Origin of the sequence: Roseivivax sp. GX 12232, from assembly GCF_021272185.1 — a bacterium.
Classification (GTDB): Bacteria; Pseudomonadota; Alphaproteobacteria; order Rhodobacterales; family Rhodobacteraceae; genus Roseivivax.
This window is the reverse complement of record NZ_JAJSEC010000008.1, coordinates 104,859-118,087: the sequence shown is the minus strand read 5'-3', so window position 1 is coordinate 118,087 and position 13,229 is coordinate 104,859. Positions and strand designations below refer to the sequence as shown.

The following is a 13,229-nucleotide window of genomic DNA, read 5'->3' as shown; positions in this document are numbered from 1 at the left end:
CGCGCCGCGCCCTCTCCCCCGGCGCGCCACCCCTCCAGGCTTGACCGGGCCTCAAATACCTCCCGCCGGAGGCAACCTGAGGCCGGGGCCGCCAGGCCCCGGACGAGGCCAAAACGCCTGCGGGCGCCGCGCCTGACAAGGCGCGGCGCCCGCAGTCCGCCAAACAGAAGGCCTCAGCCCTTCAGGATCGACCGGCCCGCGTATTCCGCGGTCTCGGCGAGCATTTCCTCGATGCGGATCAGCTGGTTGTATTTCGCCAGCCGGTCCGACCGCGCGAGGCTGCCGGTCTTGATCTGCCCGCAGTTCGTCGCCACCGCGAGATCGGCGATGGTGGCGTCCTCGGTCTCGCCCGAGCGGTGCGACATGACGTTGGTATAGCCAGCGCGATGCGCCATATCGACCGCCTGCAGGGTCTCGGTCAGCGTGCCGATCTGGTTCACCTTGACCAGCATGGAGTTCGCCACCCCGCGCGAGATCCCGTCCGAGAGCCGCTTGGGGTTGGTCACGAAGAGGTCGTCACCCACCAGCTGCACCTTGGCGCCGAGCTTCTCGGTGAGGATCTTCCAGCCCTCCCAGTCGTCCTCGGAACAGCCGTCCTCGATCGAGATGATCGGGTAGTCGGCGCAGAGCTTGGCGAGGTAGTCGACGTTCTCCTCGGGGGTGAGCGAGAGGCCCTCGCCCTTCATCTCGTATTTGCCGTCCTTGAAGTATTCCGTCGAGGCGGCGTCGAGCGCCAGGCAGATGTCGTCGCCGGGCGTGTAGCCGGCCTTCTCGATGGACTTCAGGATGAAATCGAGCGCGTCGCGGGTGCCCTTCAGCTCGGGCGCGAAGCCGCCCTCGTCGCCGAGGCCCGTCGACATGCCCGCCGCGGCGAGCTCCTTCTTCAGCGTGTGGAAGACCTCGGAGCCCATGCGGACCGCCTCGCGGATGTTCTCCGCGGCGACCGGCATGATCATGAACTCCTGGATGTCGATCGGGTTGTCGGCGTGTTCGCCGCCGTTGATGATGTTCATCATCGGCACCGGCAGGACCCGCGCCGAGGTGCCGCCCACGTAGCGGAAGAGCGGCTGGGCGCAATCGTCGGCGGCGGCCTTGGCGACGGCCAGCGACACGCCGAGGATCGCGTTGGCCCCGAGCCGGCCCTTGTTGTCGGTGCCGTCGAGCTCGATCATCGCGCGGTCGATGCCGACCTGCTCGGTGACCTCCATGCCGATGATCTCCTCGGCGATCTCGCCGTTGACCGCGGCGACGGCCTCGAGGACGCCCTTGCCCTTGTAGCGCGCCTGGTCGCCGTCGCGGCGCTCGACCGCCTCATAGGCGCCGGTCGAGGCGCCCGAGGGCACCGCGGCGCGGCCCATGGTGCCGTCCTCGAGCGTCACGTCGACCTCGACGGTCGGGTTGCCGCGGCTGTCGATGATCTCGCGGGCATGGATGTCGATGATGATGCTCATGGATGAGGCCTCCTCTGTGCCTGGGGCATGTCCGGTCGGTATCGACCTATACCAGCCCGGGCGTGGCTGTAAACGCGGCTCGGCGGGAATTTGTTAGCGGTAACGACACCGGGTGAACGTCGGCATGGTGTCCTGCGCGCCGGTGACGCGCGCCTCAGCGCGGGGGGCGGCCCTTGCCCTGGCTCTCGGCGGGGGCCGGGGCGCCCGGCGTGCCGGCCGCGCCGCCCCGGGCCGGGGTCTTGGCGCCCTGCTGGGCGAGGCGGCGCTCGCGCAGGAAGGTGTAGATGCCCGCGCCCACGATCACCGTGGCGCCGAGATAGGTCAGCGCGTCCGGCCGCTCGCCGAAGATCGCGATGCCGATCGCCAGCGCGAAGAGCATTCGGGTGAAGCGGAAGGGCGTCACGAAGGAGACATCCCCCGTCCGCGAGGCCGAGGTGATCGCGTAGTAGGCGATCATCCCGGTCCCCACCGCGCCCGCCAGAAGCCCCGCGTGCAGGAGGTCCGGCCAGACTAGCCGCGCGCCCGAGGCCGCGAGCAGAATGAGCCCCGTCGGGATCAGCGTCAGGAAGCCGTAGGCGGCGAGCTGCATATGCGGCACCCGTCCGGGCACCGCGCGGGCCGAGAGGTCGCGCCCGGCGAGGCCCACCACCGCCAGCACCGCCCAGAGCGCGTTCGGGTCGAAGCCTTGAAGCCCGGGGCGGATGATCACCAGGACGCCCGCGAGCCCCGCGAAGATCGCCGACCAGCGCCGCCAGCCCACCGGCTCGCCGAAGATCAACGCCGCGCCCAGGGTCACCACCAGCGGCATGGCCTGGGCCACCGCCGAAGCGGTCGACAGCGGGATCGTGGTGATCGCGGTGATGAAGCCGATGGTGCCGAGGATCTCGGAGATGTTGCGCACCATGATCGGCGGATCGAGGAGGTCGCGGGTGAAAAGCCGGATGCCGCGCCGCCGGGCGAGGAGCCCGAAGAACAGCCCGCCCACGACGCCGATCACGATCAGGATCTGCCCGGTCGGCAGCTCCCGCGCGGCGGTCTTGATGAAGGCGTCCTCCACCGCGAAGGCCGCCATGGCCAGGATCATCAGAAGGGCGCCGCGCAGATTGTCCATGGGATCTCCGATGCTTGCGGGGCCAGCGGTATCCTGTGTCGGCGCCGGGGGAAAGGCGGTTCGGCGGGGTGGGGCTGGGCGAGGTGTGAAGGGCAGAGGCTCCGGCTGGAGGCGAGGGGCTGCTTGGGGGGCGATTGCGCGCTGCATGCGGCAGAGCGCCGTTAGGCGTGGGTTACTATGCCAAAGACAGAAAATCTCAGGGGCCTAGCCTCGAGCCCTAAGCCCGGACGCGACGAGCAGCCCTCAGCCGGACGCGCGGAGCCGCCCGCCTCGGTGCCGTCTCACGCCCGCCCGCGCTCCGCTCACATCCGCGCGCGGCGCTTCGGGCGCGCGAGGTAGATCGCCAGCGCCCCGATCACCAGCGCCCCGCCCGCCAGCATGCGCGGCGTGGGCGCTTCGCCGATGCCGACCCAGACCCAGAGCGGCCCGAGCACCGTCTCGAGCAGCATCAACAGGCTGACGTTGGCCGCCGCCGTGTGCCGGGGCGCGAGGAACAGCGCGAAGAAGGAGATGGGCAGGATCAGGAGCGCCGTGACCAGGATCGCCGGCACATGGCCCTCGGTCAGCCCCGCCGGGCCGCTCACCACCAGGGCCAGCAGGCCCGCCAGTCCCGAGCCCAGGCCCATGACCAAGAGGATCGGGATCTCGCTCACGAAGCGCAGGATGGTGAAGTTGAGCGCCAGCATGAAGGCCACGCCGACCCCGCAAAGCGCCCCCAGAAGCGCCCGGGGCGAGATCGCCACATCGCCGTGCCCGCTGACCGCGATGGCGATCCCGACAAGCACCACCGCCATGGTGATCCAGGTCGCCCGGCCGGTTTTCTCGCCGAAGAAATACCGCGACAGGAGCGCCGCCCAGACCGGCGAGGTGGCCACGCCGATCAGCATGATCGCCACCGGCGCCAGCGCGATGCCGGTCGGGAAGAGCAGCACGCTCGCCACCTGCGCGCCAAGGACCGCGAGGCCCGCGCCGCTGGCCAGCGCCGCCAGGTCGCCCGCCCGCGCCCGCGGCGCGCCGCGCCGGGTCAGTGCCCAGGCCGCAAGGAACAGAAGGCCCATGAGGCTGCCGCGCCAGGCGACCATCTGCAGCCCCTCCATGCCCGAGAGCCGCATGAAAAGCGCGTCGGGGGAGAGGACCAGCGCGCCGAAGGCCGCCAGCCCGATCCCGAAGGCCGGGTGTTTCGTCGGCATGGGGCCTCGGATCAGACGTAGAGAGGCTTGTTGCCCATCTGCAGGTGCAGCGCGTTGACCGTGGGCTCGTCGAGCCCCAGCGCATTGGCCAGCCGGTCGAGATATTCGGCCTCTTCGTCGGTGTCGACGCGGATGGTCATCAGCGAGGCGGAATAGACCGGCATCTTCTGGTTTTCCGGCGTCGCCTCGGCGAGACCCGCGATGTCGATCGGCGCCTCGAGCTCGGCCTTGACGAAGGCCAGGTCCTCCTCGGTGGCGTCATCGCCCACGAGCTCGAGGATCTTGGCCTTCTCCTCGGCGTCGATATGGCCGTCGGCCTTGGCGGCCTGGATCATCGCGCGCAGCATGAGGCCCGCGCTTTTCTCGAGGTCGGGGGCGGTCTTGTCGACGTTGAACTGGTCGATGAGCGCGCCCGCGCCCTTGCCGCCCATGGCCGCGGCCCCGCCGGCGGCGGCGAGCATCCCCGCGAGCCCGCCGGAGCCCGTCGAGGGCATGGCGGTCAGAAGACCCTTGCCCTTGCCCTGCGCGCCGCCCTGGCCGCCGCCGGTCGCGGCGCCGCCCATCATCGCCGAGAGGTCGAAGCCCGCGGTCCTGAGGTTGCCCAGGAGCGACTGCATCGGCGCGGAGGCCTGGGTGGCCCCGGCCTGCATTTGCTCGGTCATCTGGCTGCCCGCCTGGGTGGCGGGGTGGTGGCCCTTGATCTGCGCCCCGCCGCCGAAGAGCCCCGAGAGGCCCTTGCCGCCCGAGAGCCGGTCGACGCCCCGCGCGGCGGCATAGCCGATGGCAACTTTGGTGAGGGTCTTCATCAGGCTCATGGGCGGGACTCCTTGAATGCTGAACCGGGGCCTGCGGATGCGTGGTGCTCCGGGGTGCTCTGAGGCCGAGGGTGGCACAGAACGCCCCGCCGCGCAGCCATTTTTCCCGGCGGGTGATGGGGGAGGATATATGGCGGAGGTTGGTGTCGACCAAGGGTGTGGGCGGTGAGGGCGGTGGGTGTTTGGTGGTGGTTGGCGTTGGGGACAGGTGAGGGACGTGTGAGGGGCGTGTGAGGAGCGGCTGCTCGGGTGCGGCCTTGACGGAGGCGCTCTGCCCAGACTTGTCTCGGCCCAACCGGCCCAACCGGCCCAACCGGCCCAACCGGCCCAACCGGCCCAACCGGCCCAACCGGCCCAACCGGCCCAACCGGCCCAACCGGCCCAACCGGCCCAACCGGCCCAACCGGCCCAACCGGCCCGACCAGCCTAACCAGCCCAATCAGCCGGGCCAGACCTGCCCGGCAAGCCCAACCAGTCCGACCGGACCAATCAGTCCGACCAGGCCAATCAGCCGAACCAGACCAGCCGACACAACAGGCTCAACGAGCCCATTGGTCGCTCCCAGGGCGCGCCTCTCCCACACGCCCCTGCCACCCTCTCGGCAAGCACACCGGAGGGCGCGCACCGGACCGGGGGCCGGCGCAGCCACGCTACGAGCGAGGCGCTTTATTCCAGCAAGGTCAGGACTAGGGGTGAGCTAAGCACGCCACCCCAAGGAGCGCCGGCCCAAGGGGCCGGTCCGGCGCGCGCCCGGCACCTTCGGTGCTATTCGGGCGCAAGAAGGGAACGGGTGGTGGAGGTGGTGACAGGTGTCTTCGGGAAGGGGTTTGGACCGTCATCAGGAGGTCGCACGACAGCACTTTTGCGAAACGCCGCACGCTGGGCCGCCAGATGCCGAGGAAACAAACGGAAGGCTGGCAGCTACAGCCAGCCGCTCCGGCGGAGACTCAGTCAGCTAGCGTCGCAGAGCGCAACACCGCCCAGCGTCAACCACCCACAAACTGCCGCCGCGCCGCGCCCTCAGACCCCAGGCGCGCCACGCCCCGCGCCCAACAGCCCCCCTCAAAACAACCGAAACGCCCGCAGCACCAGCCAGACCGCGAGGCCGAGCCCCAGGCAGGCCAGCGTCAGCACTCCGAAGGCCGCAGGCGTGCCGACCCCGGGCATGCCCGCCACGTTCACCCCGAACAGCCCGGTCAGAAACCCCATCGGCAGGAAGATCGCCGCCACGATGGACAGCGCGTAGGAGTTCTTCGCTAGCCGCATGTTGCGCGCCTGGTCGAGGTGGTCCGAGAGCGCCTCGAGTCGGTCGCGGGTGCTCTGCACCTCCTCCACGGCGCGGCGGGCGCGGTCGGCGATCTCGTCGAGATCCTCGCGCGCCTCGGCGCCGATCAGGCCCATGTCGGCATGGGTCAGCCGCGCCAGCGCATCGGCTTGCGGACCCAGGAACCGGCCGAGACGGATCACCGTCCGGCGCAGCTCGGGGATCACCCGGGCCTCGGGGTTGCGGTCGTCGAGGAACAACAGGTCCTCCAGCGCATCCACCCGGTTCTCGAGCGCCACGCCATGGGTCTCGATGCGCTGGGTGAAGTTCTCCGCAAGCGCCGTCAGGAACATGTCGGGGCTGGCGGGCAGATGCCCGGCGAGCCCGCGCTTGCGCAGATCGTCTGCGGCGAAGACCTTGCGGCGGCGCACCGTCACCACCAGCCGCGGCGCGGCCCAGATCCGCAGCGCCACCATGTCGTCGCGGTCCTCGCCCTGGTTGAGGTTCAACCCGCGCAGGATGGCGATCACCCCGCCGTCATGGGCGAGCGCCCGGGGCCGCGTCTCGGGCAGGAGCAGCGCCTCGGCGGCGCGCTCGGGCAGGGTGGCGAAGAGCCAGTCCTCGAGCCCGGGCTCGGAAAGATCGGTGTGCACCCAGCGGTAGCCCTCGGCGGGCAAAGCCGCGCCAGGCTCGATCGCACGGGCCGTGCCGTCGGGGGCGATGTCGAAGGCGCAGATCGGCGTCATGGCGGGCCTCGCTCGGCGGTGGGTCTGAGGCCTGAACCCGGAGGGCGGGCTCAGGTGCCGCAGAATGTGGCCGGGACGACCTCCTCGGGCAAGGGCGTGCGGGCGAGGTCCGCCGCCTCGGGCTGATCGGTGAAGGGCTGCGAGAGCACCGCGTTCAGCCGGTGGAAGGGCGCGTCATCGCCTGCCACGGCGGCCTGGATCATCTCCTCGATCCGGTGGTTGCGCGGGATGAAGGCGGGGTTGGCCCCGGCCATGAGCGCCTCGGCGCGGGGCTGATCCGCGATCCGCTCGCGCCACTTCGCGGCCCAGGCGTCAAAGGCGGCACGGTCGGTGAACTGGTCGCGCGCGCTGCCGTCGAGGAGCCCCCGGAAGGTATTGGTGAAATCCGCGCCCTCGGCCTGCATCAGGCTCAGAAGCTCGCCGATCAGCACGCCGTCCTCGGGCGTCGGCGCGTCGAGGCCGACCTTGGCGCCGAAGCGGGCCAGCCAGTCGGCGCGGATGCGCTCGGGCATTGCGTGGACCTGCTCGGTGAAACGGGTCACCGCGGCCTCCTGGTCGGGGCAGAGCGGCACCAGCGCGGTGGCGAGCTGGGCCATGTTCCAGACGATGATATCGGCCTGGTTGGAATAGGCGTAACGCCCCATCCGGTCGATCGAGGAATAGACCCGGTCGGGGTGATAGGCATCCATGAAGGCGCAGGGGCCGTAGTCGATGGTCTCGCCCGAGAGCGTGCAATTGTCGGTGTTCATCACCCCGTGGATGAAGCCGAAGCTCATCCACTGCGCGATCAGCGCCGATTGCCGGGCGATCACCCGATCGAGGAACTCGTGCGGATCGGCGGCACCGGGGTAATGCCGCGCCAGGGTGTAGCGGTAAAGCGCCTCGAGCGCCGCGCCGTCGCGGCGGGCGGCGAAGACCTGGAAGGTGCCGACGCGGATGTGGCTTTCCGCGACCCGGGTCAGGATCGCGCCGGGCAGGGCGGTCTCGCGGTAGATCTCCTCGCCGGTGCGCACCGCGGCCAGCGCCCGGGTGGTCGGCACGCCAAGCGCGTGCATCGCCTCGGAGACCACGTATTCGCGCAGGACCGGCCCGAGCCAGGCGCGGCCGTCGCCCATGCGGGAATAGGGCGTCCGGCCCGAGCCCTTGAGCTGGATGTCGCGCCGCTTGCCCTCGCGGTCGACCACCTCGCCCAGAAGCAGCGCGCGGCCGTCGCCGAGCTGCGGGTTGAAGGTGCCGAACTGGTGGCCGGCGTAAAGCTGCGCCAACGGGTCGGCGCCCGGCAGCGCGGCATTGCCCGAGAAGATCTCGGCGACCTCCTCGGGGGCGATGGCGCCGCCGATGCCCAGCTCCTCGGCCAGGGGACGGTTGAAGGCCAGAAGCGAGGGCGCGGCCACCGGCGTGGCGGCGAGCTTGCTGTAGAAGCCCTCGGGCAGGCGGGCATAGGTGTTGTCGAAGGGGATCGTGAGGCTCATGGGGTGGATATATGAGCCGTGCCGCCCGGGTGCAAAGGTGGGCGGCGGCGGAAGCCGCCCTAGGGTCTGTCGTTCAACGTAAACGTGCAGGAGGCCCCTCATGGCAGCCAAGGAAGACCGCGCCGGCGCGGCGATCAAGGATCGCCCGGAATACAAGAGCAAGGGCAGGCCGCTCACCATGACCGAGGGCGAGACGGTCCTGTCGGCGGTGCGCGCCATGAACGAGAAGAACTACGGCTCGGTGGTCATCGTGGATGGCGACAACCGGGTGACCGGCGTGGTCACCGAACGTGACGTCATGCGCAAGATCGTCGGAGAGGAGCGCAACCCCGGCGAGGTCAAGCTGGCCGAGGTGATGACCCGCGAGCCGCGCGTCGCCCGCGAGGACGACGACCTGCTCGACTGGCTGCGGATCATGTCGAACGAACGCTTCCGCCGCCTGCCGGTGGTCGACGCCGAGGGGCGGATCAAGATGGTCTTCACCCAGGGCGATTTCGTCAGCTACACTTGGCCGGACCTGATCTACCAGGCGACTTCGCTTGCCAAGGCCAGCGTGACGCGCAGCTTCCCGATCTGGATGATCGGCGGCGGCATCATGCTCTATTCGATCCTGATGGTGATCGTGGTGGCCTCGATTTCCTGAGGCCCTTTGCCGGGGCGTCTCGCGCCCTAGCGCAGCACCCGCGACATGAACATGTAGCGGTCGCGTGGCTTGAAGCGCGACCGCGCGTAGAAGCGCTGGGCGTCCTCGTCGGTGTGGTCCACCTCGAGGTGCAGCGCCCGGACGCCGGCCTCGCGGAGCGCCTTGGCGATCTCGTTCAGCGCCTCGCTGCCCATGCCGCGCCGGCGCACGGCGGGGCGGATGTAGACCTCGTCGACGATTGCATCGAGCCCGCCGTACTCCACCGACCAGCCGAAGGTGATCACGATGTAGCCCACCGGCGCCTTGCGCGGGCCGACCAGCCAGATCGCCCCGTGCGGCGAGCCCTCGAGCAGCGGCGCGATGGCGTCCGCCTGATGCGCCGGATCGGTCTCGTAGCCCTGTTCGTGGTGGAAGGCGGCGACCAGCGGCAGAAGCTTTTCCGCGTCGTCCGGCCCGGCGAGGTGCAGCGATTTCATGTCAGCCTTTCGCGAGAGGTGCTGCCGTCCCCTAGGGCATAAGGCCCTCGGAAGAAAGGGGCGCGGGGCGGGGATCGGCGGAGCTTCGCCCCTAGCGGGGAAAGAGCTCGGCGGGCGGGGCCATCCCGGGCAGGGCCGCCATGCGCGCGGCCCAGTCCGCCATGGCGGGCGAGGGAGACTGGCCCGCCTTCTCGACCCATTGGACGTAGCCCCAGACCGCGCAATCGGCGATGCCGGGGGTCTCGCCGTGGAAAAACGGCCCGGCGCCGAGCAGCAGCTCGAACCGCGCGCGGTCGGTGGCAAAACGCCCCTCGAGCCAGTCGAGCGCGCCGGGCGGGAAAGGATCGCCGCCGGGCCGCCGCGCCTCGATGAGCTGGGGCAGGCACATGCCGATGCGGTTGGCCTCCCAGAACAGCACCTCGCGGGCGCGGCGCATCATCTGTGGGTCCGAGCCGCCGAGGACGCCGAAACGGCTGGCGATCTCCAGAAGGATCGCGCCCGACTGCACATGCGGCGCGCCGTCGATCATCAGGCAGGGCACCTCGCCCGCGGGGCTCGCGGCAAGAAACGCGGCCGGGCGGGTCTCGCGCGGCTCCCAGATCTCGATCCGGCGGGTCTCATGGTCGAGGCCCGCGAGCCGCAGCGCCAGCGCCACCTTGCAGGCATGGCCCGAGTCCGGGTGGCCGTAGAGGAGGAGCCCGCTCACAGCCGGCCCAGCCGCTCGGTCAGAAGGGCAAAGAAGCCCTCGGCGTCGATCTCGCGCATGAAGGTGGCATTGGCGGGCCTGTCGGTCACCCGCCACCAGTCGGCGACGGTCATGCCCATGCAAAGCTCCGATGTCGTCTCGATCTCGACGTTGATGTGCCGCCCCGAGAAGAGCTCGGGCCGGATCAGATAGGCGGTCACGCAGGGGTCGTGCAGCGGCGCGCCTTCGGAGCCGTATTTCTCGCGGTCGAAACGCTCGAAGAAGTCGGTCATCTCGGCCACGGCGATGCCCACCGGTGTGCCGAGCGCGCGGAAGGCGTCGTTGCGAGGCTTGGTCACCAGCGCCTTGTGGGTCACGTCGAGCGGCATGACGGTGATCGGCGCGCCCGCGGCAAAGACCTCGGCGGCGGCCTCGGGGTCGACGTAGATGTTGAACTCGGCGGTCGGGGTGATGTTGCCGACCTCGAAATAGGCCCCGCCCATGAGCACGATCTCGGCGATGCGCGGGGCGATGTCGGGGGCGCGGCGCAGCGCGGTGGCGATATTGGTCAGCGGGCCGAGCGGGCAAAGGGTGACCGTGCCCGGGGGCTCGGCGCGCAGCGTCTCGATGATGAAATCCACCGCGTGCCGGTCCTCCAGCGACATGGTCGGCTCGGGCAGCTCGGGTCCGTCGAGGCCGGTCTTGCCGTGGACATGCTCGGCGGTGACCAGATCGCGCCCGAGCGGGCGGTCGCAGCCCGAGAAGACCCGCACCTCGGGCCGGCCGGCCAGTTCGCAGACCACGCGGGCGTTCTTGGCGGTCAGCTCCAGCGGCACGTTGCCGGCGACGGCGGTCACGCCCAGCACCTCGATCTCCTCGGGCGAGGCGAGCGCCAGAAGGATCGCCACGGCGTCGTCCTGGCCGGGATCGGTGTCGATGATGATCTTGCGGGGGGTCATGGGCGTCCTCTGCACTTGCGCCGGAAAAGTCGTGGCACTTCGCGCCGGGGCGCGCAAGCGCCGGGGGACGAGGCCGGGACGAAGCGGGCAGGGCGGCTGTGACCGGCTTGCACGGGCGCGGGCCCGGGCTGTCACAAACGGGTTAGACTTCCGCGCGCGCATCGGCTAACCGGAGGCCACGGCGTTCGTTAGCGCTAACGATTTTGTCCATCCGGCCCGCCTGCCATTGCGGAAGGCGCGGCACTTTGGGCAGGAAGGACACGACACAGGACGAATCGGAGCTTCGATCATGGTTTCCCGCGTCATTCCGGTCGATCCCTTCGACCTCGTGATTTTCGGCGGCACCGGCGACCTCGCCCGCCGCAAGATCCTGCCGGGCCTGTTCCGCCGCTACTGCGCCGGACAGATGCCCCCCGATGCCAAGATCATCGGCGCGGCCCGTTCCGAGATGTCCTCGGAGGATTACCGCGAGATGGTCCGCGGCGCGGTCGAGGAGTTCGGCTCCGCCCCGCATGAGCCCGGGCAGCTTTCCAGTTTCCTCGAACGGATCGAATACGAGGCGGTCGACGCCATGGGCGACGGCGGCTGGCAGGAGCTGAAGTCGCATCTGCGCGACGACACGGTGCGCGCCTTCTACTTCTCGGTCGGGCCCTCGCTCTTCGGCAATATCGCCGAGCGGCTGCGCGACAAGGGGCTGGCCGACGGCGAAAGCCGGATCGTCGTGGAAAAGCCCTTCGGCCACGACCTGGCCTCGGCCAAGGCGCTGAACGCCACGCTGGCGCAGCACTTCGACGAGACGCAGATCTACCGGATCGACCATTACCTCGGGAAGGAGACGGTGCAGAACCTCATGGCCGTGCGCTTCGGCAACATGCTGTTCGAGCCGCTCTGGAACTCGCAGTTCGTCGACCACATCCAGATCACCGTCTCCGAGACCGTCGGCGTCGGCGGGCGCGGCGCCTATTACGACAAGTCGGGCGCCATGCGGGACATGGTGCAGAACCACCTGATGCAGCTTCTGTGCCTGATCGCCATGGAGCCGCCGGCGAAGTTCGACCCCGACGCGGTCCGCGACGAGAAGCTCAAGGTGATCCGCGCGCTCGACCCGGTGGAGCCGCATCACATCGTGCGCGGCCAATACGCCGAGGGCGGCGGCGAGGCGAGCTACCGCGAGCACGTCGAGGACGACAAGTCCCGCACCGAGAGCTTCATCGCCATGCGGGTCAACGTCTCGAACTGGCGCTGGGCGGGCACGCCCTTCTACCTGCGCACCGGCAAGCGGCTGCGCGCGCGCGCCTCCGAGATCGCGGTGGTCTTCAAGGATGCGCCGCATTCGATCTTCGGCGAAGAGGCCGGGCGGCACCGCAACGTGCTGTCGATCCGGCTGCAGCCGAACGAGGGCATGACGCTCGACGTCACCATCAAGGAGCCGGGCCCCGGGGGCATGCGGCTGGTGGACGTGCCGCTCGACATGACCTTCGCCGATGCGCTGGGCCCCGACGGCGAGGCCGTGCCCGACGCCTACGAGCGGCTGGTGATGGACGTGATCCGCGGCAACCAGACGCTCTTCATGCGGGGCGACGAGGTCGAGGCCGCCTGGGCCTGGACCGATCCGATCATCGAGGGATGGCGGTCGCGCAACGAGGTGCCGAAGCCCTACGACCCGGGCGGCTCGGGCCCCGAGGACGCGCTGATGCTCCTGCATCGTGACGGCCGCCGCTGGAGGGAGATCAAGCCATGACCTACCGCCTGGAAGAATACGCCGACCGCGAGATGCTCGCGATCAACCTCGCCAACAAGCTCGCCGGAGAGCTGCGCGGCGCGCTGGCCCGCGCCGAGCGGGTGGCCTTCGCGGTGCCCGGCGGCACCACGCCGGGGCCGGTCTTCGACGACCTCTGCTCGGTCGATCTGGACTGGGACCGCGTCGACGTCATGCTGACCGACGAACGCTGGGTGCCCGAGGAGAGCGAACGCTCCAACACCCGGCTCCTGCGCCAGCGCCTGCTGGTCGAGAAGGCCGCCGCTGCGCGGCTCCTGCCGATGTATATGCCCTGCCAGACCCCCGAGGACCGGCTCGACGAGATCGCCCAGATCATCGCGCCCGAGCTGCCGCTCTCGGTGGTGCTGCTGGGCATGGGCTCGGACATGCACACCGCTTCGCTCTTTCCCGGCGCCGACCGGCTGGAGCAGGCGCTCGACCGGCGCGCGCCGATCCTCATGCCGATGCGCGCCGCCGGCGCGCCCGAGCCGCGGGTGACGCTGACCGCGCCGGTGCTGAACGGCGCGCTCTCGAAGCACGTCCTGATCACCGGCCCCGAGAAGCGCGAGGCGCTCGAGAAGGCCCGGGGCAAGTCCCACGCGGAGGCCCCGATTAATGCCGTGCTCGACGGCGCCACGGTTCACTGGGCGGAGTAAAG

Annotated in this window: 12 protein-coding genes; 3 read left to right on the top strand and 9 right to left on the bottom strand. The window is 70.1% G+C overall.

Annotated features, from left to right (window positions below; all coding sequences use genetic code 11):
- Positions 1-173 precede the first annotated feature (173 nt).
- The 6 genes from eno to LR948_RS14090 form a co-directional block, all read right to left on the bottom strand.
- Complete coding sequence (eno, locus tag LR948_RS14120; protein ID WP_232754719.1) at positions 174-1,451, bottom strand: phosphopyruvate hydratase; 1,278 nt, start codon at positions 1,449-1,451, stop codon at positions 174-176.
- 154 nt (positions 1,452-1,605) lie between these two features.
- The gene (locus LR948_RS14115) at positions 1,606-2,562 is read right to left on the bottom strand and encodes a DMT family transporter (protein WP_232754718.1); all 957 of its coding nucleotides are present in this window, start codon (positions 2,560-2,562) and stop codon (positions 1,606-1,608) included.
- 302 nt (positions 2,563-2,864) lie between these two features.
- Positions 2,865-3,752 carry a DMT family transporter gene (locus LR948_RS14110; protein WP_232754717.1) on the bottom strand — a complete coding sequence of 296 codons (888 nt, stop codon included), beginning with the start codon at positions 3,750-3,752 and terminating at the stop codon, positions 2,865-2,867.
- Positions 3,753-3,763: 11 nt separating this feature from the next.
- Positions 3,764-4,567, bottom strand: coding sequence for a DUF533 domain-containing protein (locus LR948_RS14105; protein ID WP_232754716.1), 804 nt, complete (start codon positions 4,565-4,567; stop codon positions 3,764-3,766).
- A 1,062-nt stretch (positions 4,568-5,629) separates the two neighbouring features.
- Positions 5,630-6,577 carry a CorA family divalent cation transporter gene (locus LR948_RS14095; protein WP_232754715.1) on the bottom strand — a complete coding sequence of 316 codons (948 nt, stop codon included), beginning with the start codon at positions 6,575-6,577 and terminating at the stop codon, positions 5,630-5,632.
- A 50-nt stretch (positions 6,578-6,627) separates the two neighbouring features.
- On the bottom strand, positions 6,628-8,049 hold the full coding sequence (locus LR948_RS14090) for a YdiU family protein (RefSeq protein ID WP_232754714.1): 1,422 nt from the start codon (positions 8,047-8,049) through the stop codon (positions 6,628-6,630).
- Positions 8,050-8,149: 100 nt separating this feature from the next.
- On the opposite strand from LR948_RS14090, the gene LR948_RS14085 reads away from it, so the two are divergent.
- On the top strand, positions 8,150-8,692 hold the full coding sequence (locus LR948_RS14085; protein WP_232754713.1) for a cyclic nucleotide-binding/CBS domain-containing protein: 543 nt from the start codon (positions 8,150-8,152) through the stop codon (positions 8,690-8,692).
- Between the two features lie 26 nt (positions 8,693-8,718).
- Here the strand turns inward: LR948_RS14085 and LR948_RS14080 are convergent, their stop codons facing one another.
- From LR948_RS14080 to LR948_RS14070, 3 genes are all read right to left on the bottom strand, one after another.
- Positions 8,719-9,168, bottom strand: a complete 450-nt coding sequence (locus LR948_RS14080) for a GNAT family N-acetyltransferase (protein ID WP_232754712.1) — start codon at positions 9,166-9,168, stop codon at positions 8,719-8,721.
- A gap of 91 nt (positions 9,169-9,259) precedes the next feature.
- Entirely contained in the window at positions 9,260-9,874 is a 615-nt protein-coding gene (locus LR948_RS14075) for a glutathione S-transferase family protein (protein ID WP_232754711.1), read from the bottom strand.
- Complete coding sequence (locus LR948_RS14070; protein ID WP_232754710.1) at positions 9,871-10,812, bottom strand: nucleoside hydrolase; 942 nt, start codon at positions 10,810-10,812, stop codon at positions 9,871-9,873. The genes LR948_RS14075 and LR948_RS14070 overlap by 4 nt, the downstream gene beginning before the upstream one ends.
- A gap of 289 nt (positions 10,813-11,101) precedes the next feature.
- Here LR948_RS14070 and zwf point away from each other — a divergent pair, with 289 nt between their 5' ends.
- Positions 11,102-12,553, top strand: a complete 1,452-nt coding sequence (zwf, locus tag LR948_RS14065; RefSeq protein ID WP_232754709.1) for a glucose-6-phosphate dehydrogenase — start codon at positions 11,102-11,104, stop codon at positions 12,551-12,553.
- Complete coding sequence (gene pgl / locus LR948_RS14060; RefSeq protein WP_232754708.1) at positions 12,550-13,227, top strand: 6-phosphogluconolactonase; 678 nt, start codon at positions 12,550-12,552, stop codon at positions 13,225-13,227. The genes zwf and pgl overlap by 4 nt, the downstream gene beginning before the upstream one ends.
- The last annotated feature ends 2 nt before the right edge of the window (positions 13,228-13,229 follow it).